Raw genomic sequence first — 25,002 nt, 5'->3', positions numbered from 1 at the left:
TTTAAATATGTGGGATTAAATTTCGATTAATAACCCTTTGTCTTTTTTTACTTTTTCAATAACCATATAAGTATGGTGTGTGCCTACACCGGGGATATCAACTAAGTCACCCAACACTTGCCTGTACTCTTCCATGTTAGATACACGTATTTTTAATAAGTAGTCGTAACCGCCTGCAACCATGTCACATTCTACAACTTGTTCCATTTTTAATATGTGTTCTTTAAATACTTTAAATACAGCAGTATTTGAGGTAACCAACGACACTTGAACATGAGCCACTAAGCTTTGGTTTAACTTAGCTTCGCTTAATTTAGCATAATAACCCTCAATATAGCCTTCTTGCTCTAATCGCTTTACGCGATCAAGGCATGGGCTTGGGCTTAAATTAACTTGTTTTGCTAAGTTAACGTTAGAAATTCTGCCGTTTTTTTGCAAAACGTCTAAAATTGCTAAATCAATGCGATCTAGCATGCGTAATCTATTTGGATTTGTCATACAGAATTTTATGCGGATAAGTTAAATTTATGCCCTGTAAATTATCGTAAATCGACAAATTTAACCAGCATATTCTGCTGAATTTTATTTAGAATGCACTCTCAATATCACTGGTATTTTATTGGTAATTAAATTTACTTTAAATCTTAACACTGCTAAGGGTTGCTTATGTTATTCAACGGCGATTTAACAACTGACTGTCCTATAAGACAAAAAATCCGTGACTTTTACCGCATAGACGAAAATGCGGTTATCGATCATATTTTACCGCTTGCAGAAGTAGGCGTTAAAGCACGAAGCCGTGCCTGGGAAAGAGCCCGCCAAATTGTTTTAAACATTCGTAAAGAACAAGATGGTCAAGGCGGTGTAGATGCGCTACTGAATGAATTCTCGCTTTCAAGTGAAGAAGGCGTAGTGTTAATGTGTTTAGCCGAAGCGCTGCTTCGTGTACCAGACAAAGAGACCCAAGAAGCCCTTATTCGCGACAAGTTAGCAAAAGGTGATTGGAGCTCTCATTTAGGCAGTAGCGACTCTTTATTTGTAAATGCATCATCTTGGGGCTTATTAGTAACCGGTAAAATGGTTAACTACACAGATAAAACCAAAGACCAACAGTTTGGTATGCTTAAAAAGACAATTGGTCGTTTAGGTGAGCCTGTTATTCGTAAGTCTGTAAACTTTGCAATGAAAATTATGGGCAAGCAATTCGTTATGGGTCGTACCATAAACGAAGCAATTGAACGTGCTGCCGACACAGAGCAAAAAGGCTATGTATATTCTTACGATATGTTGGGTGAAGGCGCGCGCACAAGTAAAGATGCTAAACGCTACTTTGACAGCTACATGAATGCCATCCACTCAATTGGTAAAGCGGCAAATGGCCGTGGTCCTATTAAAAGCCCAGGTATTTCTGTAAAGCTTTCGGCTATTCATCCGCGTTATGAATTTACGCATAAAGACCGAGTAATGGCTGAAATTGTACCTAAGCTAAAAGAGCTTGCTCTGGCTGCAAAACAGTACGACATTGGTTTTACCGTTGATGCAGAAGAAGCTGACCGTTTAGATATTTCACTGGATATTATCGAAGCCGTATTTAGCGATAAAGATTTAGATGGCTGGCAAGGGTTTGGCTTAGCTGTTCAAGCGTATCAAAAACGTGCGATTTTTGTTATTGAGTGGCTAACAGAGCTTGCTACGCGTGTAGGTCGTAAACTAATGGTGCGCTTAGTTAAAGGCGCATATTGGGATACTGAAATTAAAACTACACAACAAGATGGTTTAGATCACTACCCTGTATTTACCCGAAAAGCGACAACCGACGTATCTTATAAAGCATGTGCAATTAAAATGCTAGAAGCACGTGATGTGCTATACCCACAATTTGCAACACACAATGCATACACTGCAGCAACTATTCTAGAAGTGGCTAAAGGCGATAACACAGGGTTTGAATTCCAACGCTTACACGGGATGGGTGAATCGTTATTTGACCAAATTGTAAATGCGGAAAAAATTCAGTGCCGTGTATACGCTCCCGTTGGCCAACACGAAGACCTATTGGCCTATCTTGTTAGACGTTTACTAGAAAATGGTGCAAATTCATCGTTTGTAAATGCCATAGTTGATACCTCTAAACCGGTAGAAACACTGCTTCCAGATCCGGTAGAAACGCTGCAAGGGCTTCGCAACAAATACAATACGCAAATTAAAATGCCAATTGATTTATACGGCGAAGAACGCGCTAACTCTAAAGGCATGGACTTAACCGATATAAACGTGATTACCCCGTTTAAAGAAAACCTAGACAACTGGTTTAACGAGCACCTAATAGATCAAAGCCAAGTTCCTGATGGAACACTTGCTGTTAAAAACCCAGCAAACCATAAAGAAATCATCGGCCATGTAAAACTACAAAGTGGCGATGAGATGAAAACACTACTTGCTAATGCAGAAGCAGCGTTTGAGTCATGGTCGCAAACCCCTGTAAAAGACCGCGCTAATTTATTACGCCGCATTGCTGATATTTTAGAACGTCATCACGACGAGCTCGTTGCTATTTGTATCAAAGAAGCGGGTAAAGTAGCACAAGATGGCATAGACGAAGTACGTGAAGCAGTCGACTTTTGTCGTTATTACGCAGCACGAGCCGAAGATCTCTCAGAAGATGAGCGCTTTGAAGCACGGGGGGTAATTCTGTGTATTAGTCCATGGAACTTCCCACTTGCTATATTTTTAGGGCAAGTGGCTGCTGCCATTGTGACGGGTAATACTGTTATTGCCAAACCGGCTGAACAAACAAGCTTAATTGCATTGCGTACCATTGAACTTATGCTATCTGTGGGTTTACCAGAGCACGTCGTGCAACCTGTTATTGCACGCGGTAGTGAAGTGGGTAAAACAATTGTTCCTGATGAACGTATTCAAGCAGTTATGTTTACAGGTTCAACTGAAACCGGCACATTAATTTCTCAAACGCTTGCAGCAAGAAACGACATACAAGTGCCATTAATCGCCGAAACAGGTGGTCAAAACTGTATGATTGTTGACTCTACAGCACTGCCTGAGCAAGTAGTTGATGATGTTATAAGTTCGGGTTTCCAAAGCGCTGGTCAACGTTGTTCAGCACTGCGAGTATTGTTTATCCAAGAAGACGTAGCCGACGGCATCATTGAAATGCTTAAAGGTGCTTTGGCCGAATTACATATTGGCGATCCATCATTGTTATCTACCGATGTAGGACCAGTAATAGACGAAAAAGCACTTAAAAACTTAACCGAACATGTTGAGTATTTAAAAGGCAATGCAACACTTCATTACGAATGTAAAATTCCGGATAACAGTGAAAATGGTGCGTACTTCTTTGCGCCACGCCTTTACGAAATAAAAGACCTTTCTGTACTTAAGCGCGAAGTATTTGGTCCATGTGTTCATATTATTCGCTTTAAAGCGAATCAACTTGATGACGTAATTGATCAAATAAACAATACAGGTTACGGCTTAACAATGGGTGTGCATTCACGTATTGAAGAGCGTTGCGAGTATCTTGCTAAAATGTCTCGTGCGGGAAATGTCTACGTAAACCGTAATATGATAGGCGCAATTGTTGGTGTGCAACCTTTTGGTGGCCGAGGCCTATCGGGCACGGGTCCTAAAGCCGGTGGCCCTAACTACCTACAACGTTTGGTGAAAGAAAAAGCATCGCCAGAAAACGTACAAATGACAAACCTAACGCCAGATGAGCTTGATTTACACCACTACAGTGGCGCAAATGCTCAAGTAGAAAAGCTAATGGCTAATTCAATGCGCGATGAAAAAATTTGGCGAGCAACCCCGCTAAACGATCGTGTATCTGCTGTTCGTCAGCTACTAGCCAAAATTGCTACGGTAGAAATTATTGATGACCTTGCTGACGATTTAGCTTTAACGCTAGCCGATGCGCGCGCACAGCTAAACCGCCTTGAAAAGCATATGCGTAAATTTACAACGTTGCCTGGGCCAACGGGTGAGTCTAACACGCTTCACTTAGAAGCTCGCGGCTGTGTTGTTTGTTATGCGGATAAGAGTACCTCTTTTAACTTTTGGGCGTTATCTATTATCACTGCATTAGCTGCGGGTAATACGGTAATTACAGTTGCCTCTGAAATGTTTTACGAAGAAGCTGAAGCATTCAGAGAGAAGTTTATTGCCACAGGTGTTGCCGAAGGGGTATTTCAGGTAGCTAAACCTAATCAGTTACAAGCTATTTTGGGTCACCCTCATTTAGCAGGTGCAGTTGTTGCAGCGCGTTCGTCGCGTTTAGGTTACTTCAGCCAGCAACTTGCACAACGTAAGGGCGCTATATTACCTGTGATCAGTTCTGAGTATTACGACACATTAATCAAGCGTCTTATTACTGAAAAAACAATTAGTGTAGATACAACGGCGTCAGGTGGTAATACATCCTTGATGACCTTAGTTGAAGATGATGATTAATTAAGCTAATACTAATTACTTATAATGTTTATTAAAGGCACCTTTTGGTGCCTTTTTTCTATTTAAAGTACGTAAAGTTTGCTATTTTCAATATAGATTTAGTAGTTAAGTAGTTAAGTAGTTAAATTGAAAAAGCTCCCTGTTTCTAAATTACTCCCTGGTATGTTTGTGCAAAGGGTCACAAAACAAACGGGCAGAGTAAAAATAAAAAGCCAAGGCTGGGTAAAAACCCAAACGAGTATTGATAAGCTTATTAAGGCGGGTATTTTAGAGGTCGAAATTGACCCAGATAAAACACTCACCGAAACAGTGCCTGAAAAAGAACAAACCAAAACACCTGCCACAAAAATAAAACGCGATCCTTGGCAAAAAACGCATAGTGCAGCTCAAGAAATGAATAAAGCTAAAAAGCTTTATGACGAAGCTAAAACGCTGCAAATAAAAGCATTTAAAGATATAAAGTCCGGCCTGAACATTGATATTGCTCCATTTAAAGAGCTTGCTAGCGGTTTTATGGATTCAGTTTTTAGAAACCAAGACGCCCTAGCCTGCCTCACGCAAATGCGCCAAAAAGATGCATACTTACTAGAGCACTCTATAAACGTATCTATCTTAATGGGTATTTTTGCAAAACACCTTAATATTGAAAAAGACATTATTGTAGAGCTCACCACAGGTGCGCTGCTGCATGATATCGGTAAAATAAAAACGCCAGATGAAGTCCTCAATAAGCCTGGGCGCTTAACCGAAGCCGAATTTGAAATAATGAAGCAGCATGCGGTTTACTCTAAACAAATTTTGGAAGAGTCAGGTTTAACTGGTATTGCTGTAGATATTGCAGGCATGCACCATGAACGCATAGACGGAACTGGTTACCCTTTTGGTAAAAAAGGAAATGAAATAAGCCAGTATGTTCGCATGGCTTCTATTGTAGATGTATACGACGCCCTAACAGCAGAGCGAGTTTATAAATCGGGCATGGAACCCATTAAGGCATTTAAAATATTAAAAGAAGGCTGCCCAAATAGCTTTGACGGCGAATTACTAACTAAGTTTATTCAGTGTATTGGAATTCACCCTGTGGGCACATTAGTAAAGCTTTCAAGCCAAATAGTCGGGCTTGTGACAGAAAGTAATCCCGCGATGCCATTAAAGCCGATTGTTAAAACCTTTTATAGTGCAAAGCACAGCCGTTATACAGAAGTGCTCGATATTGATTTGTCGAACAAGCGAATTGAAGACTCACTCGAAACAACCGTAAAAGCCGGCGATTTCAACATTGATTTAGAGCGTTTTTACAAAAACTCCGTATTACCTTAAATAGTCAAAATAAGCTCAATGTTACTCATTGAGCTTATACTTTTTGTTACTCTGGCCAATCCTGCAAGGCTTTTAAACTAAACTCGTAACCGTCAAAATCTATTACGCTTTGCTCAGGTGTAATTTCTTTTACCATTAATGCACCAATACTATCACCTTCGTGAAGCTCTCGCCCATTTAGCTTTATCCAGCGTTTATCTGCACTTGATGAATAAATATGTGCTTGATACTTTATCCTAGGTAGCATTGCTTGTAGGCCATCTGGTAACAATTCTACAGGCTCTACCCGAGATGACGATTTAGAGGCCTGAGTTACCTCATAATCTTGGTTTTTATCGACATCTTGCACTGCCTGCGCAAACGCATTTTTAAGTGTAGTTGGCACAGCATCAAGCTCAGGGTCACTTTTAGGTTCAGCTTGCGTTACACCACTAATTGGCTTACCCAACACTTTATATTTACTCATATCAATAGTTGCTGACGACGTACTTTGAGTTTGTTCAAAACCGCCTTGGTTATAAGTTAACTGTGTATTTGAATTAAGTTGACCTTGGTTTGGCTGATTATAATTTTGCGTATTTACAAGCGAAGGTTGATTAAAAGTTTGTTGGATGCCACTAGCTGCACCTGTTGATGGCATTGGAATATACTGCCCAGTTGGTGTTAACAACATTTGCTGAATACCCGTGGGTGTTTGCACGTGCACTAATTGCCCTTCAATAGTTGCGGTGTTGCTTGGTGCTTTTTCAGGTTTAGGCTTTACATTCACCTCAGCTTGTTCAGTGGCAGGTAATGCTGCTGTCTGTAACTCAGTCGTTACTTGTTCATTACTTTGAGTGCTAACTACATTTGAGGGTTCAACAGAACCAGGTGATTGGACCCATTTACCAAAAGTAAATCCGGCCGCCACCGTTACAAAGGCCGCCAAGCTGCCACCCAAAACAAAGGCGATACGCCGGTAGCGAGCGAGTGCTTGTTGCTGTTTTAACTGCTCCGACTGTAAATCGTATTGCTCGGCGCTCATATCAGCTTGTTGAGATTGCTTTAATGCATCTAATAAATAAGACATAAATCACCTAACTATAAAATAAAGGAAAGCCCAATACCTGCGGCAAACAAAGCGCCGAAAGCAAAGCAATAAATTAAAATCGATGGCGACTGCTCAGGCTTATTCGTTGTTGCAACAAAGTCAGAAGGTAGTGATTCTTGCGCAGATTGTTTAACAATTTCAGCATCTACAACAAGTTGCTGCTTCGAAAAAGTACCCACTAAAGCTCGTTCACACACTAGGTTCATCAAGCGAGGTATACCGCCTGTCATTTTATGAACCATCTGCATTGCATCCATCGAAAACAATCCTTTATCGCACCCAGCAATATGCAAACGGTGCTTGATATACGCCACTGTTTGGCCTTGTGTTAAAGGTAATAAGTGATAACGCGCGGTGATCCGTTGAGCAAGCTGCCTTAACTCATTACGTTTTAGTAAATCTTGAAGTTCTGGCTGACCTACAAGCACGATTTGCAATAGCTTTTTGTGGTCGGTTTCTATATTAGTTAATAAACGAAGTTGCTCAAGCACGTTGGGGGCTAGAAGCTGTGCCTCGTCAATAATTAAAATAGTATGGCCACCCGCCTTGTTATTACTCTCTAAGTGTTTTTTTATTATATCGGTTAAACTTTTAAGCGTCGCATTTTGTGCGTCATAACTAATTTTCAATTCATCGCAAATACTGGCTAACAACTCAAGTTCTGACAGTGCAGGATTATGAATCATCGCTACTTGTGTATTTTCAGGTAATTGCTCTAGCATGCTGCGGGTAATTGTTGTTTTTCCGGTGCCTACTTCACCCGTAAGTAATACAAAACCACCGTCTTCACCCAATCCATAGGTTAAGTGTGCTAAGGCTTCTTTGTGGCGCTCGCTTAAAAATAAATAATGAGGGTTAGGCGAAATCGAAAAAGGTTTTTCGTTCAGGCCAAAATAGCTTAAATACACCGCGATGTTCCTTCGTAATTAAATCACCGCCTATAATGGCAAAAAAACGCGCACAGTAACATCGTTGTAAGCGCTTTATTGTTGAAATAAAGTAAATTTATGTAAAAACAAAAAAGCGCAACTACCGGAGTCACCTCCAATAACTGCGCTTTTTAATCAAACTTATTTGGTCTTTATTTTTCGTAGCGAACTAGGCGTAAATAAACATCACTGGTTTTAGGACGTAAACTATTTAGCCCGCTGTCAAACTGATACACCCAGGCCGAACTCATACTGCTAACACCCGATGTGCTAGACCAATAGTTTTGAGATTTAGTGCCTAAAAAAACAACTTCATTTATGCTTGGCTCTGTACAACTGTGCTCTAAAATACTGGCTAACTCTTTAATATTAGGCACCTGCCAATCATCATAATTTGCAGTTGTATCGTTAGTCGCGCCTCGTAAAGCTTCTTGCCACGTCACTGCAGGCGTAGACCCTTCGCACAGTAATGTTTCTGTATTATAGGTTTGAGAATAACTACAACGCTGCCACATTAAGCCGGTTTCAGTGTCAGATACTGTCCCATCGGTATTAACAGTAAACCTATCAGTTGGGGTTGTTGTGTCGGCACCGCCGTAACATGTTTGCGCCGCCACATTAAAACTAAAGCCAAAAACTATGAACGTATTTAATAATTTTAATTTCATAACACTCTCCTATCGGCTTCTGACTAAACGAACATACGCGTTGTTCTCTTTTGGATAGGCAAGATCATTACCGTTACTCATATCAATAATATAAGCCTGCGATAAACTGGTGCCATCCGCAGCAGTTTGAGATGTCCAATAAGGTAAGTTAACGTTTTCAATGGCGCCTGGTTCAGGCATGTTTGGGAAAAAAGCCGTGTCAATTAATACGCTTTGCCCTTGCTTACCATAATCAATTAACCCCAAAAGCTCTGTATACGTGGGGACTCGCCAATTTGTTCCCCCACAAAAATCGATGGCATTAACTGCATTTACATAGGTTTGTAAGCCACAACTTGTGTCGTTAGGGCATGTTGTATTTGCCGTACTATCTGCATCGGTAGTTGTGTCGCCAATGTCCCAATAATAACTGTTTTGCGCATCCCGTAACGTTGTATTTGGTAAAATACCAGATGAGGGTGACTTAACTTCCCAAACAAGCCCAGTTACGTTGTCACGAATACAGCTAAATACCTCACTTGAGTCATCCACCTCGTCGGCAAACTGATTAAGCTTTGTATAATCAAACGCGAGATTACCTATGCCTGCTTTATCTATGCGGTTAGCAAAGCTATCTCGACCGAGCTCTGCGTCTTGCTCAGGAAAGTCATCACTGCCACAATTTATGCGCTGCGTATTGTTGTAACATTCTCCCATACCACTGTCGTTTATCAGGCCAAGCGCTTTTGGCGTTATATCAATAAACACCGTATCGGTATCGGTGCGTCCTTTCGAATCGGTAACGGTTACTTCAAAGCTAAGCGTGGTGTTGGTGTCTACATCGGAGGCAAAAAAGGTAGATACACACTGTTGGCTATCGCTTAGTGTTTCGGCATTCCCGGTTAATTGTTGCCACTCGCACTGATAAGTATCCGTGACTGTTTCGCTATTGCTTGCATCTAGTGTTACCTGGTCAAATTCTTCAACATTTTGATCATCCCCTGCATTTGCGGCAACTAGCTCATTAGTTTTATTAAGGCTCATTGTGAATTGAGTACTGGCTTCGCCACCCTCATCGTCAGTAACCGTTAAGCGCCAAAGCAAAGTTGTGTTTGCTTCTAACAAAGGGTGAGTAAAGCTTAATGTTGAATTATCAAAGCTAGAAATATCTAAGTCAGGGCCTGATATAAGTTCCCAAAAATAGCCATTTACTATTCCATTTTCATCCGGATCGCTTGAGTCTAGAGCACTTAATATAATGGTATCTTGGTATACAGAAGGGAGCGTAGCTGGCGCTGTTTGGGTTATTACAGCTAGAGGCAGTTGATTGTTAGAACTAACCGAAATTAAAACGTCGTCACTTACTGTGCTATTGCCAGTGCTTTGATAACTGACCCTTAATACAATTTCGCTATCTGCTTTTACATCAGGTGCAGTCAGTGTTTGCTCAGCGCCTTCAAGTGGAAAACCATCTATACTTGGTCCGCTAACTTGTTGCCAAGTAAAAGTTCCATCAGCTGGAGAGCCTTGGGCGGTAATTGTAAAATCAATTTTTTCGATTACTTGTATGTCCGGACCAGCATTCACAGAGGATTCAATATTTGTGGTACTGTCACCACCGCCGCCACCGCCGCAGGCTGTGATAAAAATGCAGGAAAAAAGAGGGATTAACGCTAACGCTTTCATTCGTAGCACCTTGTGTGTCAAATAATTACCATGAGGTAATCACAAGCAAAAAAGGTGCCACTAAAGCTTACATGTAGGCGTCTTGATGAATACGAACAAATAATTTAGTGCCAATTTTACTGTAATCAACTTTATATTCACGCCCATCTAACGACTGAATAAAAAGTAACTGCTTTTCTTCACCAAATACTTCGGCACTACTTATATACACCATTTCTAGGTAACGGTCTTTTGCGTCGCGTCTATTTTTTGGTAACTCTTCTTTAAAGGGCTCTAAGCCGTTTTGAGTTACTTTAATTCGTGGGTGGATGTCAGAGTTAACAACCACTAAATCAAGTTTTTTGTCTTTATGTATTATGGTATTACGACCACTTTTTAAAAAGGCTCTTTCTTGGCTCATTGTCTTTTCCTACAGCCGCAGTTTAATCTTTAAGCTGCGACGCTATAAACTGATGTGGCTCGCGCTTCCACTTATTTAAATTAGCGCTAAAAGCCCAAATATCGCTGTCTAGTACACTGGCAGGTAGTAATAAATCATACCCTGTTAGCAACTTAAGGTGCTTGGTTCTGTTTGCAAACATAGCTATTAAACCATTATAGCTAATTCCGCGCGCAGATCGATGTTGTGTATCTTCTACTAACCATTCTGATGGGCAATTGCCATTTTTGCAATGATTTTGAACAACCTGCATAAAAAAGTGTCGTTGTTCTATAAGTAATTTACCCGCAATTCTAGGGGTTATACTCATTAAAAACTCATCAATATCATTTAGCTTTAGCCCAACCGCGTTTAGCTCTAAATGCTCTAAGCCTTTTTCTACTTTTGGAACACCGCAAGAATGAAAGTTTTTATGAGATAGACACCAACGGCCATATTTATGCCTATACTCTATAGCAGATTCGCTCAAAATTAAGCTGTAATAAGGTTCTTGAGTTTTTAAAAAACCCACAAAAATAGCCCCAAGGCAGGCACTGACTAAAAAAATTTCAACAATGCTAATAGTGCCTGATCTTAGTAAATTAAATGCCATAATAAATACTAAACCAATAGCGCCCACAATCAGGATTTCAATACCATTACGTGAACCTTGCGCACGGTATTTAATGCGTTTTTTAGTGTGTTTATCCATACTGATAAAAAACCATATAAAATATAAACATAATAATAGCCCATAAAATTACTTTCCTGGCTGTCAAACAGGTCTTGCAAGATGTTTTAAAATTCATATATTTATCGCTTTAATTAAACAAAAACCGGTACACACCTTTAATATTACTTACTTTTACGCCTAACGCACAAAATTATGAGACACATAACAGACTTTATCCGGTCTTATTTCGTACAATACTTATAATTAATTTTCAGGTATGAAAACGATGTACTCTAGACAATCAGGCAAAGCTCTTTTTCCATTCATTATTACACTACTTTTAATATTTAGTGTTTACTTATATTTACCCTCAAGCCATGGCGAACAAGCCAATTTTTCTAACATGTCTACACAGGTTTCTGCACATACAGTAACTTCGCAAGAAAACGCTGTAATGATAGAAGCAATTGGTAGCGCACGCGCAAATCAAGCTATTTACATTAAAAGCGCACAAAACGACTATGTTACCGACATATTTTTTAAAGATGGTGATTTAGTGAGTAAGGGCCAAAAACTTGTGCAATTGCAAAGCAGACAAGAAGAGTTAGCCGTTGAAGAACTCAGCATTAATTTACAAGAAGAAAAGCGTCAGCTTAACCGTCTTACAGAACTTTCACGTACACAGTCTACAGCTAAATCGTTGCTAGAAGAGCAGTTGTCTGTTGTAGACGCGACCAAGTCACAACTCGAAAGCGCTAAAACAACGTTAAGTGAAATGACCATTCGTGCACCTTTTTCTGGCCTGCTAGGTAAACGTGAAATATCCGTAGGTGCTTATGTTAATAATGCAACCATACTCACTACCCTCGATGATATTAGTATTATAAAAGTCGACTTTAAAGTCCCTGAAAAATATTTGGCGCAACTTGCCATTGGCATGAAAGTATTAACGCAAAACGACGCTTACCCTGGCCAAACATTTACAGGCAAGGTCACGCATATTAGTTCGCGTATTGACGCCGTTACACGCAGCATTGAAGTGACCGCTAGTTTTGCCAACAAATCTGGCTTATTACGTCCAGGCATGCTGCTAAATACCGCACTTGAGTTAAGTACAAGCCAAGCACTTATGGTCCCAGAAAAAGCCGTTATACCACTGCAAGATAAACACTATGTGTTTAAAATTACAGATGGCGTAGCCAACAAAATAGAAGTACATGTTGCAAGCAGAAATAACGGTTGGGTAGCTATTGATGAAGGCTTAACCGATGGCCAGCAAATTATTACTGAAGGGCTGATTAAAATTCGCTCGGGCAGTAAAGTTAGCGTTAAGGGGTAATACGTGAAAATTACCGACACTAGCGTTAAACGCCCCGTTTTTGCGATTGTAATTAACTTATTGCTACTAACCTTTGGTTTAGTAGCATTTAGCATGTTACCGCTACGCGAATACCCTGACATTGAAACTCCGATTGTAAATATTAGCACCTCATATACCGGGGCATCAGCGGAGATAATCGAAACTAAAATAACCCAAGTTATCGAAAACCGTATATCGGGTATTGAAGGTATTAAAAGCATTAATTCGTCGAGCCGTAATGGTCGCTCAAACATTACTATTGAATTTAATATTAGCCGCGATATAGATGCAGCATCTAACGATGTACGTGAACGTGTTGCACGTGCACTCGACAGCCTACCTGAGCAAGTTCGTCCGCCTGAGGTATCTAAATCAAACAGTGATGAAAGCCCTATTGCATGGTTTGTACTTAATAGTGAAACCATGGACTCATTACAGCTTTCTGATTATGCACAGCGCTTTATTGTTGACCGCTTAGCCGTTGTGGATGGCGTATCTAATGTGCGAATTGGCGGCGAGCGTCAATACGCTATGAAAATTTGGTTAAACCGCCAAGCAATGGCTGCGCGCGGCATAACTTCAAGCGACATAGAAAACACTCTGCGCACAGAAAATGTTGAGTTACCTGCCGGTGAAATTGAATCAATTGATCGCGACTTTACGGTACGTACGGCCCGAAGCTACAAAGATCAGCGCGACTTTAAAAATTTAGTTATTAAACGCGGTGAAGATGGCTATTTAGTTCGCCTTGGCGAAGTAGCCGATGTTCAACTAGAGGCCGCCGACGACGAAAGTTTGTTCCGTGGTAACGGCCGCAACATGATTGGCCTGGGTATTGTAAAACAAGCTAAAGCAAACACATTAACCGTGGTAGACAACGCACGTAGTGAGCTTGAAAAAATTAAACGAAACCTGCCTGAAGGCACAACAATTCAAGACAGTTACGACTCGTCTGTATTCATTAAAGAATCGATTAGCGAAGTATACAGCACGCTTGCCATTTCAATGGGCTTAGTTGTTTTAGTAATATTTTTGTTTTTAGGCAACATTCGTGCAACGCTTATTCCCGCTGTTACCGTACCGGTAGCTTTGGTAGGTAGCTTTATGTTTTTACTCGCTATGGGGTATTCAATCAACTTGCTAACACTACTTGCGTTAGTCCTTGCCATTGGTTTAGTTGTTGATGACGCTATTGTAATGCTTGAAAACATTCACCGCCGCATAGAGCTTGGCGAGCCACCATTACTTGCAGCGTATAGAGGCGCACGAGAAGTTGGCTTTGCAATTGTAGCAACTACACTTGTGCTTATTTCGGTGTTTGTTCCTTTAGTATTTATGGATGGCCGGATAGGCGCGTTATTCACCGAATTTGCAATGGCTGTAAGCGCAGCTGTTTTTTTCTCAAGTGTGACCGCGCTTACGCTTGCACCAGCATTGTGTTCAAAAGTTCTAAAAAGCGCCGACAAGCCTAATAAATTCAGCCAATGGATGGACCGCCAGTTTACTAAATTAGAGCGCAGTTACCGTAATTCACTTTCAACAAATATGACCAAAAAATGGGGCTTGTTAGTCAGCTTAGTTTTAGCGGGTTTTGTGAGTTATTCACTATTACTGCAAGTGCCATCAGAGCTAACACCTAAAGAAGACCGCGGCACCTTTTTCATTATGATGAGCGGACCTGAGGGTGCTAGCTACGAAAATAATGCCGCCAATATGGCAAAAATTGAAGAACGCCTTATGCCTTACTCTGAGTCTGGCGAGCTAAGCCGTGTGCTTGTTCGTGTTCCTGGCTGGGGCGGTAGCGGCGGTGTTGCTATTGTTGGTATGGCTGATTGGGACAAACGCAAGCGCTCTACGTGGGAAGTAATGGATGAAATTAGTGGCAAAATGCGCGAAGTCACCGATGTACGTGCGTTTGCTATTATGCGCCGAGGTATTGGCGGTGGCGGTTCATCTCGCCCTATTGAATTTGTTCTACAAGGTAATGATTATGCTCAGCTTGCCGATTGGCGTGACCGTATTATCAAACGTGCAGAACAAAACCCAGGCCTTGTTAGAATCGATCATGATTACAAAGAAACATTCCCACAGTTTTTAGTAAGTATTGATAAAAATAAAGCGGCCGATTTAGGAGTGTCTGTGTCTGATGTTGGTCGTACACTCGAAACCATGCTGGGTCAGCGTCGTGTGACAACCTTTATAGATAGAGGTGAAGAATACGATGTCATTTTGAAAGGTACAAAAGAAGACTTTAATAACCCGACCGATATTTCAAATATATACCTTAAATCACGCAGTGGTGAGCTTGTTCCGCTAGACAGCTTAATCAGCTTAAAAGAAGAGGCAACGGCCTCACGCTTAAACCGTTACAACCGTATGCGCTCAATAACCTTAAGCGCAAACTTAGCCGATGGTTACACACTCGAACAAGCACTTAACTTTTTAAACAATGTTGCCGCAGAAGAAAACGACATTGACGGCGCAATAGACTACAAAGGTGAATCTCAGCTTTATTACGAAGGCGCATCAGCAATGACCTACGTATTTGTATTAGCGCTAACAGTCACCTTTTTGGTATTGGCAGCGCAATTTGAAAGCTTTATGCACCCATTTGTAATTATGCTAACGGTCCCCCTTGGTTTAATGGGCGCGATGTTTGGTCTTTGGTCTACCGGACTGACGCTTAATATTTACAGCCAAATTGGTATTGTTATGCTCATAGGGTTAAGCGCTAAAAATGGGATACTCATTGTTGAATTTACCAACCAATTACGCGACAAAGGTGTAGAATTTAGCGAAGCAATATTACAAGCGGCTACACAACGTTTACGCCCAATAATAATGACATCGCTAACAACGGTTATGAGCTCAGTGCCATTGGTATTAGCATCAGGCCCTGGCGCTGAAAGCCGTATGGTAATTGGTGTTGTGGTATTTACCGGGGTTATTGTTTCAACGCTACTTACTTTATTTGTTGTGCCAGCAGCGTATTATGCGCTTGCTCGTAACACACAATCACCTGAATATTTACAACAAAAACTTAATAAACAAGCAGCCGAAAAACCGCTTGAAGAGATCTAAGCAAGCTAACGCGTCGTAACCTTGTTGTTATGGCGCTAAGCTTTATGCTTTGCGTGACCTTTGTCAAATATTAGGAATAATTATGAGTTCAACAACGCAAGTAGCAACCTTTGGTGGTGGCTGTTTTTGGTGTATTGACGCAGCATTTAGGCGTGTAAATGGCGTGTCTGATGTAAGCTCGGGTTATACCGGTGGCAATACTGACAATCCAACATACAAATCAGTATGCAGTGGTACAACGGGCCATGCCGAAGTAGTAAAAGTTGAATTTGATAGCACTATTGTAAGCTTTGAAACATTGCTCGCTATGTTTTTTACTTTGCACGATGCTACGCAATTAAATCGCCAAGGTAACGATATTGGCACACAATACCGAAGTGTTGTTTATTACCATAATGACGAACAACTTGCGCTTACTAACACTATGATTGAACAGCTACAAACCCATGTTAGTGAGCCTATTGTTACCGAAGTCAGCCCGGTGACAACTTACTACCCTGCTGAGCACTATCATCAAGATTACTACAACGAAAACCCGCAACAGGGTTATTGCAGTATCTTAATCGCACCAAAATTACATAAGTTTGAAACCGTATTTAAAGAGTTTTTAGCTGAGTAAAAACACAAAAAAGCCCGGTAAAACCGGGCTTTTTATTTAGATTATTTAAAACTGGTAATCTATGCCAGCAAAAAAGCGGCGCTCTGGCGTGTTGTAGTAATACACCTGCCCTGTTGTAAAATCAGCGTTAGAATCGACTACGTTGTATTCCTTATCGAATACGTTTTCTATACGAAGCGACACCGTAATTTCATCATTTACTTGGTAATTGCCTGCTAAATTCCAAAGCGTATACGAACCCAATTGCGAAACCGCCCCTGCTCGCTCACCGCGATATTGCATTGCTATGCTTGTATCAAATGCACCAAACTGTTTTGTAAGCTCCCAATTAAAGGTTCGTTTGGCAACGTTTCTAAGCGCTTCGCCTGTTTCTTTATCTTCGGCACTTAGGTAAGCAAAATTCACATTACTATCAAAACCCAAAATTTGATTGGCTAAACTAAATTCAACACCTTCATATTGGGCCTCATTAATATTGGTGAGTGCAAAATTAGCGTCATAATCAATTTTATCCTCAATTTCATTTCTAAAAATAGCGACATCGACACGTACAGTATCAAAGTCGACGTTTAAGCCAAGCTCACGATTCACTGACGTTTCAGGTTGAAGATTGGCATTGCCGTAAAGAGGAAAGTACAAATCATTAAATGTTGGCGCTTTAAAGCCCGTGCTTTGGCTTATTCTAAATGTTGCGTCTTCAGATAAGTGATAGCCAGCTGCCGCTGTGTACGTTGTTTCATTACCAAATTGCTCATCGTCATCTTGACGAACAGTTAAATTGGCAAGCAACTCATCCGCATCGTAATATGCGCCAACAAATACAGCTAATACATCGCGCTCTTGCACTTCAAACGTGGTTGAGCTTTGTGATACGTCATCATTGTACCAATTAATACCACCACTAATGTTTAACGTGTCGTTTAAGCGGTATTGGCCGTTGTAGTCAATTTGTGAGCGCTTAGTAACAAACGTACTTGTTGTTGGCCCTTGAGAAAAATCAACATAACGGTTGTCTGAGTCATCCGTTGCAAATGCTATATCAAGGCTGTGAGTTTGGTTTTTGTAGTCTTTATTCCAACCAGCCGAAAGCTGGTAATTTTTAAAATCCCCTCGCTCAATCGTACTATCGGCAGGACTAAAGCGGCTGTCGTAATCAGCAAAGCCTTCGTTGTATTGCCCTAGTAACTTAAAGTTACCGAAATGTGTGTCGGTGTAGTTTACTTTAAAGCCAAGGTTTTTATTTTCAAAACCGTCTTCATCGGGTGCTGCGCCCTGAAGTACATCAAAGTTGTCCGTCTTTTCAAACCCTGCATTAAAAGCCGTTGTTACATCGCCTGCTTTTACAGAACCAGCAATCTGGTAGTCTTGGTACGCGTCAGATCCAAACGTAGCACTGACCGAAAGGTTATCTGACTCACGAGTAATAATATTAATAACACCTGCTAACGCATCAGAGCCATAAATAGCTGCACGTGAACCTTTAATTATTTCTATGCGTTCAATACTATTTAATGGCACATTACTTAATGCTTTTTGACCAAGCGTTGCCGAACCGGTGCGTACACCGTCTATTAAAATGAGCGTATCACCTGACCCTGTACCGCGCAATGAAACACCGGCATTTTGACCAAAACCGCCGTTAGGGTTGACCTGAAACCCAACTTGAGTGGTTAGTAGCGTTGGTAAGTCGCGAACATTACTGGTTTCAATGTCATTACGAGTTATAACATTTACACTCGCTAATACATTAGTAATTGATTGTTCAAACTTATTAGCGGTTACCGTAATGGTTTCGATTGATTGCTCTGCAGCAGATACAGATAGTGACAGCGCAGCAGTAATTGCAACGCCAAGAGTTGTTTTTTTTAACATGAAGTTCCCCTTCTTTGCCCACCGCAAAGAACTAAGTAAGATTACATCAAGGCCGGTCTCCGGACTCAGTAAATACATAGCTTTATGTATTACTTTACCGTTGCGGGGGCAGTGTTGGGATTGTAGTCATCATGAAAACGCACCAACTTCCCGATTATCTTATTAAAAAAATCAAACCATTGAAAAGATTAATAAGCACCTTGAAAATAGGCCGCTATTGTGAGGAGTTTAATAAAAAATGTCAACGGACGTCTATACAGCTAAAAAGAAAAACAATTAAAAACAATTAAAAACAATTAAAAACAATTAAAAACAAAAACTATGCCGCGTTCATAAAAAAAGCCAAATAACCTGCGCGGCTATTTGGCTTTTTATTTATAAAGCGCCCAAAAGGCTTTTATAATTAATCGCGGAAGTTTTTAAACTGAAAAGGCTGACCTAAATCGGCAGTGCGCACCACTTGCATAGCAGCTTGTAAGTCATCACGCTTTTTACCCGTTACGCGTACTTCCTCGCCTTGAATAGCCGCTTGCACTTTTACTTTAGAATCTTTAATGGCTTTTACTACTTTTTTAGCCACATCTTTTTCAATACCTTGCTTTAGCGCAACGTTACGAAAAACATTTTTACCTGCACGGCTAATATCTTGTAACTCTAAGCTCGCTACATCCATACCACGCTTAGAAACTTTACCCGCTAAAATATCAAACAATTGCATAACCTGTGAATCAGCTTCAGCTTTTAGCTTAATTGTTTTGTCGTTTAGCTCAATAGATGCATCAACACCTCTAAAGTCAAAGCGAGTCTCAAGTTCACGGTTTGCATTATCTACCGCATTTTGTGCTTCGTTCATTTCTACTTCAGATACAATATCAAATGAAGGCATTGGTTTTCTCCTAACTATTCAATCTTAATTTTATGGCGCAATTATAACGCTAAAATTATAAATCTTTACATTTTTCTGCATCTTGTTCAGGTGCGATACTAATTTAGTTTGATATACTTAAGCTTCTTTTTTAAGCGACTCTAGGATTTTACGTGACAAGGCGTGTTTACCAAGCTGTTTTTTTACTCAGCATCGTAGCGTTTACTTTTTTATTTGCCAAAGAAATAAAAGGCGCAGCTAACCTATTTCCACACATTGATAAAGTAGCCCATTTTGGGATTTTTTTTGTGCTTGCTATTATTATGGATAAAGCGTTTAAGCTTCCCTTATACGCACAAATTTTGTTATTGGCCGGTTACGGCGCATCAATTGAAATTATGCAAGACGCACTCCCCTACAGGCAGGCCTCTATTGGCGATTTTATAGCTGATTTTGCTGGTGCTGCTAGTTACTTTTTACTAAGAGTTATTTTTACACCTCGAAAAAAGAATCCCTATGACTAATATTTTAATTGTAGGCGATGGCGCTATTGGCTTGTTACTAAGCCACTTTTTAAGTCACAAAAATAATGTTCATGTTTTAACACGCAAACCAACCTGCAATACGCGTTTTTATAGCCGTAAAAACGCTCCGTCAGATAACATTAATGCACGCTTTATTAATTTAAGCGATCTGGCGCAACAACCTAGTTATGATGTTGTTATTTTTACAGTTAAAGCTTTTCAGGTCCAAGATGCGTTTTCACAAATAAAACCTTATCTTGCTGCAAATTCAATATTAGTCGTTTCTCATAATGGAATGGGAAATATTGAAGAGCTTATTCCTCAGCTGAACACTCAGCAAGCACTATACTTTTTAACCACCAGCATGGCCGGATTTAAGTCTACCCAGTACATTGTGCAACATACCGGTGAAGGGCAAAGCGTGATTGGTGGCTGTAATAAACTTGCAGCTAAAAACTCACAATTTATATCACCACTACTTCAAGCAATTCCCAATTTAAAAGTGGTCAATAACATTGAGCAACTTCGCTTTGAAAAGCTGTTGGTTAATGTGGCTATTAACCCACTAACTGCACTTCACAATATAAAAAACGGCCAATTGCGTGCCCCTGTATTTAGCGCAACGATAATGAGTTTACTCTATGAGGGCTGCAGGGTTGCTAATGCAAAAGGGTTGAATATTGCTTTAGCTGATGCGTTAAATAACGCTTACACCGTAATGGCGCTTACCGCTGAAAATTATTCTTCAATGCAGCAAGATATTGCTAATAACAGGCCAACAGAAATAATGGCTATTTGTGGGTATATTAGCGAGCAAGGCAAACGATACAACATTAAAACCCCAGCTAATAATGAGTTACTTGCTAAAATTCAGGCAAAAAAAAGCGTGGTTTAAACCACGCTTTATAAACTATTAACGTATTTACTTAACCTTTAAGGACGATACACTTTTACAGTTGTAAAGCCTTGCTCGTGTAAAATAAGCGCTTGCAACTGGCTCATTACACCTCTATCACAATATAGGTAGTAGTCTTTATCTTTTGGTAGGTCGCCAAACTTTGTAGCTAAGCGGAAAAACGGTAGGTGGATTACTTCAATACCTTCAATTTCAAGCGGCGCCGCGTCTTCTTCTTCTGGCGAGCGAATATCAACAACAACTGAACCTGGCGGTAAATCGGCAACCGATTCTGCCTCTTTAAGCTCTTGCTTAGCTTCTACGTCGATATCACGAACATCCATAACACGCGCGTTATCTATAACGGTATCAAGTACATCAAAGTCGAACTTTTCTTCTTCGCCTTTAATCACGTCTATTTTTGCTTTTACCGTTGGCTTTTTAGATATAACACCACAGTATTCTGGCATAGTTTCGGCCATTTCAGCGGTACCGATTTGGCGCGCAATGTTTATAATCTCTTGCTTATCATGCTGAATTAGCGGGCGTAAAATAAGCGTTTCGGTTACGCGGTCAATCACACTTAAATTAGCCAACGTTTGGCTAGACACCTGCCCAATACTTTCACCCGTTACAAGCGCTTGAATATTTAGTTTTTCGGCCACTGCGCTACCGGCACGCATCATCATACGCTTGAGTACAACGCCCATTTGGCTGTTCTCAACGTTTTCTAAAATTTCGGCAACAACAGGTTCAAAGTCGACCGTAATAAATTTTACTTTATGAGTAGAGCTGTATTTTTTCCATAAAAAGTAACTCGCTTGTTTAACGCCAATTTCGTGGGCAGCGCCACCTAAATTAAAGAACAAAAAGTGCGTACGCGCGCCTTTTCGTATCATTTGGTAGCTAGCAACACCTGAGTCAAACCCACCCGACATTAACGACAGCACATCTTCTTGAGTTGGCAAAGGGAAACCCGCCATACCCAAATGTGTTTGAGTTACAATGTAGGCTTTGTCATCTTTTACTTCTAGACGAATAGTCACCTCTGGGCGGCTAAGTTTTACGCGGGCACCTTCAACGTGTTGGTTTAAACCACCACCAACGTAACGCTCTAAATCAGTTGAGGTAAAGTCGTGTTGGCCTATACGTTTTGCACGTACACAAAATGTTTTACCCGCAATTGTGTGACCAATTAACTCAAAGGTTTTTTGATAAATTTCGTCCAACGTACTAAATTCGACTTCGGTCACTTCAATAAATTGCACTATACCTGGAATGCGTTGCAAACCATCAATAAAGTCTAACCGAGTTTGTGCGTCAGTTAATTTGGTGACAACTGAAATGTTATCCCAGTTGTTTCTTACTTGTACTTTTTCGTCAATACGACGCAATACAATTTTAATGTTATTTTCTAACACTTTAGTAAAGCGTTTACGAACCGAGCGGCTTTTAATAGCTATTTCGGGGTGTAGTTTGACGATAAATTTAAGCATAGTTCACTCTTAGACTGCGGGAATTCGCGCTCCCAGGCATTTGGCGCGCGATTATAGCAAAAATTTTAACGTCTAGGAAACAGCCGATAAATTAGGCGTTGGTATGACTCCCATTGTCAAGTTAAACGCACTGATCCTTGCCTAACTTTTTAAGCCATAATTATTTTAGCTCGAATTAGAGCGAGTTAATACATAGGATGAAGCAAGTAATGTCGTCGGTTATCTTGCTGATATTCGTTGGTTATTACTATTTCTAGTAACAGAGCAGACCTTACTTATTTCGTCGTGGCACCTGTCTTCAGTCTATGTTCGTGGTTCAATGCAGCGTTAGCTGCATTGCCATCCTAACGCCGTCGGTGGTTGTGCCACACCCGATGCTTGATCCCATGCATTAACTCTAATTCTTTTATCATGCGGGTACTCTTGCCAATCTAAGTTTTTTATTCACTGGCGTAAGCACCACTTCTCTTGCAATAGCCCATATGTACGCAATCATTTCTCGGGCAATGGCGGTAACAACCAGATTGTAGTGTTTCCCTTTGGCTATCATTTTTTTATAGCGTTTGCAGAGCCTAATCTGTGCTTTCCACGCAATATCAATAATGTCCTTTGGTAAACCTTCTTGTCGTTTTTGCATATCTGTGGATATATTTGCTGCATAGCGATAAGTATGTGCACCTTCCACAAGAAGGCGCCTTGCTCGGCCGTTCCCGCATTTTGTGATGGCGCCAATATGGCGTTTGCCACCACTCGAGTGTTCACTGGGTACAAGACCGAGATAACTCATTAATTTGCGGGGATGGTCGAAACGCGATAAATCGCCAAGCTCAGCAACAACGCCAGTGGCGACCAACAAACGGACACCACGCATAGCTTGTATTGCTTTTACTACAGGATAATAACGCCACTGGTGAACGTGGTGTGTTAGTTCATTATCTAGCCGCTCAAGTCGGCTTATTCGTTCGGTAATTGTGTGTAAAAATTCTTGTAAGACGATGTGCTGAGCGGGGTGTGGCAACACAAGCTCAGTGAGCCAACGTAAATGTTTTTGTGACCAATTCGCAGTGCCTTTGTAATTAATATTATTGCGAAGCAGCAGCGCCTTTAATTGATATTTGGCATCTTTTAAATCCTTCATGGCTACTTCGCGTGCACGAGATAAATCACGTACAGCTTCATCTTCAGGCTCAGGAACATAGATAGGTGTTAAATCTTCAGACTTAAGTAATTTAGCAAGCTTAAGGGCATCACGTTTATCGGTTTTAATTTTCTCACCAGGTTTTTTAGGAATAAGAGAAGGTGCAACCACATAACAGCAATGGCCAAGGCTGGTAATTAATCGGTAAATCCAATAACCACATGGGCCAGCTTCATAAACAAAATGAAGTGTTGCGCCAGGGTATTTCGATTCGAACTGGCGAACAAGCTTTTGAACGGCCATTTTGGAAGACGAAACTCGGCCAAGATGAACAGGTTGCGCACCTCTATGTTCTTCAATATAGGCAACTTCATTGAATTCTTTATGTGTATCAAGACCGATAAAAAGTATGCTATGTTTATTCATGTTAGCCTCTGCTGTTTAGTTAATTGACAAACTAATTATGGCTCTGGCTTTGAATTAAGCTAACCCACGAAAAGCGGAGGCTAACACCGTGTGGGAGTCATTATGTCTATGCTACTGCCGGTGCTTGCTGTGCAAGTGCCGTGTACTTTTCGCGAAGTTGGTTCATCTGTACACTGCTTTTTTCTGTGCTGTAGGCCCTAAATAAAGCCAATACTTTTAAAATACCATAATAAATATCTTGCTCAGCAAGCGAACCACTGGGTCTTCGTGCTTTTATGTAAGGTGTCCAAAAGCTAACAGTGAGTTTAAGTGTGTGGGCTAACTCGGTCACGTCTTGTTCGTCAATGGCGATCATGCCTTTATCGCGCAATCCCAAAATAACGTTACGAACTTGCTCTAATAACTCAAGCTGAAAATCAATATACGCTTGTTTTAAGTCGGTATCTCTAGAGAGGATATCGCCAAGGTTGTCGTAAAAAAAGTGAAAACGCCACATAAGTTCAAATAGCGAGTCGAGATAAGCAGTTAAATGACTAAATGCATCGTCGTCTTTATCAATAGGCTTAAAGTGTGTACTTAAGTGATCACGGTAAAGCGCAAAAATATGGCGAATAATATCTTCTTTATTTTTAAAGTGATAATAAAGATTACCCGGACTCATCCCTAAGCTCGATGCAATATGGTTCGTTGTGATTGCACGCTCACCATTTTCATTAAACAACGAAATACTGGTGTGTATTATTTTTTCCTTGGTATTCATATGCTAATACTCAAATAGTCTATTGGCTACATTACACTCAAATTTGGATAGGCAGTATAAACAAAATTAACAATTAAAACACGCCCTAAACAATGCTTAAAATTACCCCTAATGGCTGCACTAGCAACTGGGCTGATTTGTTCTGTAAACACTGTTAAACTGCTACAAAATTATAATTTGTGAACCTTATGAACGTTACTGCAATTTACCCAGGCACTTTTGATCCACTTACTAATGGGCATACAGACCTAATACAACGTGCTGCCAAAATGTTTGACACTGTTTTGGTTGCTGTTGCTAATAACCCAAGTAAACAGCCATGTTTTAACCTTGAAGAACGTGTGGCGCTAGCAAACACAATATTAAGCCACTTAGATAACGTAAAGGTCATTGGTTTTTCTGGATTACTGGCCGATTTAGCGCGCGATCACAATGCACACGTACTTATTCGCGGTATAAGAGCGGTGTCTGACTTTGATTATGAATTTCAATTAGCAAACATGAATCGCCGCCTAAACCCCGATCTTGAAAGTGTATTTTTAACACCTGCTGAAAAAAATTCTTTCATTTCATCTACTTTAGTTAAAGAAGTGGCGCGTCATCATGGCGATGTAAGCGAATTTGTAGACCCTATTATTGTAAAAGCACTCAAAGAAAAAATAGGCTGCAATACTAATTAAGCCTAGTGAGTGCTTTACGAAAGCAAAAAATATAGGGGTATTAAGCCTCTAAT

The 25,002-nt window shown here is 40.5% G+C and carries 20 protein-coding genes and 1 riboswitch; of the genes, 8 read left to right on the top strand and 12 right to left on the bottom strand.

The window, feature by feature from the left end; all coding sequences use genetic code 11:
- Window positions 1-15: 15 nt before the first annotated feature.
- Window positions 16-498 (bottom strand): winged helix-turn-helix transcriptional regulator, encoded by a 483-nt coding sequence (locus tag PS1M3_RS03630; RefSeq protein ID WP_033035753.1) that lies wholly within the window; start codon window positions 496-498, stop codon window positions 16-18.
- A gap of 168 nt (window positions 499-666) precedes the next feature.
- On the opposite strand from PS1M3_RS03630, the gene putA reads away from it, so the two are divergent.
- Window positions 667-4,470 carry a bifunctional proline dehydrogenase/L-glutamate gamma-semialdehyde dehydrogenase PutA gene (gene putA, locus PS1M3_RS03625; protein ID WP_203986304.1) on the top strand — a complete coding sequence of 1,268 codons (3,804 nt, stop codon included), beginning with the start codon at window positions 667-669 and terminating at the stop codon, window positions 4,468-4,470.
- 162 nt (window positions 4,471-4,632) lie between these two features.
- Complete coding sequence (locus PS1M3_RS03620) at window positions 4,633-5,790, top strand: HD-GYP domain-containing protein (protein WP_371816610.1); 1,158 nt, start codon at window positions 4,633-4,635, stop codon at window positions 5,788-5,790.
- A 46-nt stretch (window positions 5,791-5,836) separates the two neighbouring features.
- On the opposite strand, the gene PS1M3_RS03615 is transcribed toward PS1M3_RS03620, so the two are convergent.
- From PS1M3_RS03615 to PS1M3_RS03590, 6 genes are all read right to left on the bottom strand, one after another.
- Window positions 5,837-6,859 (bottom strand): general secretion pathway protein GspB, encoded by a 1,023-nt coding sequence (locus tag PS1M3_RS03615; RefSeq protein ID WP_203986300.1) that lies wholly within the window; start codon window positions 6,857-6,859, stop codon window positions 5,837-5,839.
- Between the two features lie 11 nt (window positions 6,860-6,870).
- Window positions 6,871-7,788 (bottom strand): ExeA family protein, encoded by a 918-nt coding sequence (locus tag PS1M3_RS03610; protein ID WP_010556976.1) that lies wholly within the window; start codon window positions 7,786-7,788, stop codon window positions 6,871-6,873.
- A 173-nt stretch (window positions 7,789-7,961) separates the two neighbouring features.
- Window positions 7,962-8,477: a DUF1566 domain-containing protein gene (locus tag PS1M3_RS03605; protein WP_138740223.1), complete on the bottom strand. Its 516-nt coding sequence runs from the start codon at window positions 8,475-8,477 to the stop codon at window positions 7,962-7,964.
- A gap of 9 nt (window positions 8,478-8,486) precedes the next feature.
- Window positions 8,487-10,142, bottom strand: coding sequence for a DUF1566 domain-containing protein (locus PS1M3_RS03600; RefSeq protein WP_203986298.1), 1,656 nt, complete (start codon window positions 10,140-10,142; stop codon window positions 8,487-8,489).
- 67 nt (window positions 10,143-10,209) lie between these two features.
- Window positions 10,210-10,542: a hypothetical protein gene (locus tag PS1M3_RS03595; protein ID WP_010556974.1), complete on the bottom strand. Its 333-nt coding sequence runs from the start codon at window positions 10,540-10,542 to the stop codon at window positions 10,210-10,212.
- Window positions 10,543-10,564: 22 nt separating this feature from the next.
- Entirely contained in the window at window positions 10,565-11,272 is a 708-nt protein-coding gene (locus PS1M3_RS03590; RefSeq protein WP_138740225.1) for a DUF2982 domain-containing protein, read from the bottom strand.
- 247 nt (window positions 11,273-11,519) lie between these two features.
- On the opposite strand from PS1M3_RS03590, the gene PS1M3_RS03585 reads away from it, so the two are divergent.
- From PS1M3_RS03585 to msrA, 3 genes are all read left to right on the top strand, one after another.
- Window positions 11,520-12,572 carry an efflux RND transporter periplasmic adaptor subunit gene (locus tag PS1M3_RS03585; RefSeq protein WP_006791531.1) on the top strand — a complete coding sequence of 351 codons (1,053 nt, stop codon included), beginning with the start codon at window positions 11,520-11,522 and terminating at the stop codon, window positions 12,570-12,572.
- 3 nt (window positions 12,573-12,575) lie between these two features.
- Complete coding sequence (locus PS1M3_RS03580) at window positions 12,576-15,674, top strand: efflux RND transporter permease subunit (RefSeq protein WP_006791532.1); 3,099 nt, start codon at window positions 12,576-12,578, stop codon at window positions 15,672-15,674.
- Window positions 15,675-15,756: 82 nt separating this feature from the next.
- Window positions 15,757-16,293 carry a peptide-methionine (S)-S-oxide reductase MsrA gene (gene msrA, locus PS1M3_RS03575; protein ID WP_203986296.1) on the top strand — a complete coding sequence of 179 codons (537 nt, stop codon included), beginning with the start codon at window positions 15,757-15,759 and terminating at the stop codon, window positions 16,291-16,293.
- Between the two features lie 45 nt (window positions 16,294-16,338).
- Here the strand turns inward: msrA and PS1M3_RS03570 are convergent, their stop codons facing one another.
- Together PS1M3_RS03570 and PS1M3_RS03565 are read right to left on the bottom strand one after the other, a co-directional pair.
- Entirely contained in the window at window positions 16,339-18,165 is a 1,827-nt protein-coding gene (locus PS1M3_RS03570; RefSeq protein WP_203986293.1) for a TonB-dependent receptor domain-containing protein, read from the bottom strand.
- A gap of 32 nt (window positions 18,166-18,197) precedes the next feature.
- A riboswitch (cobalamin riboswitch) is annotated at window positions 18,198-18,361 on the bottom strand.
- Window positions 18,362-18,568: 207 nt separating this feature from the next.
- Entirely contained in the window at window positions 18,569-19,051 is a 483-nt protein-coding gene (locus PS1M3_RS03565) for a YajQ family cyclic di-GMP-binding protein (protein WP_006791536.1), read from the bottom strand.
- A 152-nt stretch (window positions 19,052-19,203) separates the two neighbouring features.
- On the opposite strand from PS1M3_RS03565, the gene PS1M3_RS03560 reads away from it, so the two are divergent.
- Window positions 19,204-19,554 carry a VanZ family protein gene (locus tag PS1M3_RS03560; protein ID WP_006791537.1) on the top strand — a complete coding sequence of 117 codons (351 nt, stop codon included), beginning with the start codon at window positions 19,204-19,206 and terminating at the stop codon, window positions 19,552-19,554.
- A complete protein-coding gene (locus PS1M3_RS03555; RefSeq protein WP_203986290.1) occupies window positions 19,547-20,449 on the top strand; it encodes a ketopantoate reductase family protein in 903 nt (300 codons plus the stop codon). The genes PS1M3_RS03560 and PS1M3_RS03555 overlap by 8 nt, the downstream gene beginning before the upstream one ends.
- Before the next feature lie 38 nt (window positions 20,450-20,487).
- Here PS1M3_RS03555 and thiI read toward each other — a convergent pair whose 3' ends face one another.
- From thiI to PS1M3_RS03540, 3 genes are all read right to left on the bottom strand, one after another.
- Window positions 20,488-21,945, bottom strand: coding sequence for a tRNA uracil 4-sulfurtransferase ThiI (gene thiI / locus PS1M3_RS03550; protein ID WP_008129371.1), 1,458 nt, complete (start codon window positions 21,943-21,945; stop codon window positions 20,488-20,490).
- A 409-nt stretch (window positions 21,946-22,354) separates the two neighbouring features.
- The gene (locus tag PS1M3_RS03545; RefSeq protein WP_138740772.1) at window positions 22,355-23,509 is read right to left on the bottom strand and encodes an IS110 family transposase; all 1,155 of its coding nucleotides are present in this window, start codon (window positions 23,507-23,509) and stop codon (window positions 22,355-22,357) included.
- A 106-nt stretch (window positions 23,510-23,615) separates the two neighbouring features.
- On the bottom strand, window positions 23,616-24,269 hold the full coding sequence (locus PS1M3_RS03540; protein ID WP_006791540.1) for a TetR/AcrR family transcriptional regulator: 654 nt from the start codon (window positions 24,267-24,269) through the stop codon (window positions 23,616-23,618).
- Between the two features lie 188 nt (window positions 24,270-24,457).
- On the opposite strand from PS1M3_RS03540, the gene coaD reads away from it, so the two are divergent.
- A complete protein-coding gene (gene coaD, locus PS1M3_RS03535; protein ID WP_203986288.1) occupies window positions 24,458-24,949 on the top strand; it encodes a pantetheine-phosphate adenylyltransferase in 492 nt (163 codons plus the stop codon).
- Window positions 24,950-25,002: the final 53 nt, after the last annotated feature.

Origin of the sequence: Pseudoalteromonas sp. PS1M3 (assembly GCF_016865405.1) — a bacterium.
Taxonomy (GTDB): Bacteria; Pseudomonadota; Gammaproteobacteria; order Enterobacterales; family Alteromonadaceae; genus Pseudoalteromonas; species Pseudoalteromonas marina.
The sequence above is the reverse complement of the archived record's forward strand: the minus strand, read 5'-3'. Positions and strand labels throughout refer to the sequence as shown.